The 1737-nt window shown below is 76.7% G+C and carries 1 protein-coding gene and 2 pseudogenes; 2 read left to right on the top strand and 1 reads right to left on the bottom strand.

Going from position 1 to position 1737, the window contains the following annotated elements; all coding sequences use genetic code 11:
• Positions 1-183: pseudogene (locus AB0F77_RS42950) on the top strand (cation:proton antiporter); the annotation flags it as partial.
• Positions 184-532: 349 nt separating this feature from the next.
• Positions 533-1540, top strand: a complete 1008-nt coding sequence (locus tag AB0F77_RS42955; RefSeq protein WP_361960225.1) for a helix-turn-helix domain-containing protein — start codon at positions 533-535, stop codon at positions 1538-1540.
• Between the two features lie 2 nt (positions 1541-1542).
• On the opposite strand, the pseudogene AB0F77_RS42960 reads toward AB0F77_RS42955, so the two are convergent.
• A pseudogene (locus AB0F77_RS42960) lies at positions 1543-1737 on the bottom strand (cation:proton antiporter); the annotation flags it as partial.

Consider the following 1737-nt stretch of genomic DNA (forward strand, 5'->3'; position numbering starts at 1 on the left):
GGCGTCGAGCCCCGCATGGGTCCGCTGGCCACGGCGTACGTCCTCATCCTCGTCGTCCTCGGCCCGGTCGCCGCGCGCTGGACGGAGCCCCTGGGCCGCCGCCTGACCCGCCGTCCACCCCGCACCCGACTTCCCGCCCCCACCCCGACGGAGCCCACGGAGGCAGCCCGTGCAAACGGCTGACGCACGCCTGCGCCGGGCCGAGCGGGAAACACGGGCAGCGTGGGACGCCCACGGAACGCCGGAGCCGCTGAACCGGACCTCCGCCGACATGGCCCCGGCCCCCGACTTGGCCTCGGCCCCCGACTTGGCCTCGGCCGGCGGCACAGCTCCGGCCGGCGGCACGGCCCCGGCCGGTGGGAGTGTCCCGTCGGCCGGGGTCGGTGGTGCCTCTGCCGATCGCGACCTCCGGGCCGTCACCCGCGCGTCCACCGGTGGTGCCCCGGCCGACGGCGGTGGCGCGGAGCCCGTCGTCCTCCGCTCGGTTGGCGTCGGGGGCCCCGCCGAGGCGTTTCTCGACGGGTTCGAGGAGATCGTCGTGGACGCCGCTCGTACCGGACGGCGGCTGACCCGCGACGAGATCGAGTCGCGGCGGGCGCTCGGGGCGCGGGCCGCCGAGGCCGGGCAGGGGTGGCGGGCGCTCGTCCGGGCCCATCTCGCCGCCGGCCGGCGCGGCCGTCCCGCAGGGGCCGACCCCGACAGCGTCCTCGCCGTCGTCGAACAGGCCGTCGACGCCTTCGCCGACGGCTACGAACGCGCCCAGCGCCTCGTCGTCCGCCGCGAGGAGGCCGCCCGCCGCGAGTTCATCGACGACCTTCTCCACGGCCGCGGCGACCCCGGCCGACTCGCCTCCCGCTGCGAGCGGTTCGGCCTGCGCCTGTCCCGCAGCCACGCCGTCGCGGTCGCCGAGGGACCGGAGCAGTACGACGAGACCGACGCGGTGCCCCGGCAGGTGGCGCACGGCCTGTTCGCCCGCTTCGAGAACCGCCGCATCCTGTTCACCGCCAAGGACGGGCGCATGGTGTGCATCGCCCCCGGCGACCAGGACGACGTCCTCACCTGGTTCGGCAAGCTCGTCCACGCCGCCTGCGCCACCGGACAGGTGGCCGTCGGCCGGCCCCGCCCCGGCGCCGTGGGCATCGGCCACAGCTACGAGGAAGCCCTCAACGCCCTCGACGTGGCGCAGCGCATGGGCCTCGACGAGCCGCTGCTGCGCGCCGCCGACCTGCTGGTGTTCCCGGTGCTCGCCCGCGACCGGACCGCGCTCGTCGACCTGGTCCGGCACACCCTTGGCCCGCTGGAGCGGGCGCGCGGCGGGGCCCGGCCGCTGCTCGACACGCTCACCGCGTACTTCGACAGCGGCTGCGTGACGGCCCGCGCGGCCCGTGAACTCTCGCTCAGCGTGCGCGCGCTGAGCTACCGGCTGGCCCGTGTCCACGACCTGACCGGCAGTGACCCCACCCATCCGGCCGACCGCTACACCCTGCAGACCGCGGTACTCGGCGCCCGCCTCCTGGCCTGGCCGGAACGGCCCTTGTAGCGTCAGCGCCCCACCGTGTCCGGGTCCTCCACCGTCTCCAGGGGCACCGCCTCGACCGCGGGCACGGGCCGGCGCAGCCGGGACGTCAGCCGCAGGGCGAGCGGTTCGGTCCAGCGGGCGGTGAGAGGACCGACGACGACGAGGATCAGCACGTACGCCGTCGCCAGGGGGCCGAGGGACGGTTCGATGCCGGCCGT

Source organism: Streptomyces sp. NPDC026672 (genome assembly GCF_040638185.1).
Classification (GTDB): Bacteria; Actinomycetota; Actinomycetes; order Streptomycetales; family Streptomycetaceae; genus Streptomyces.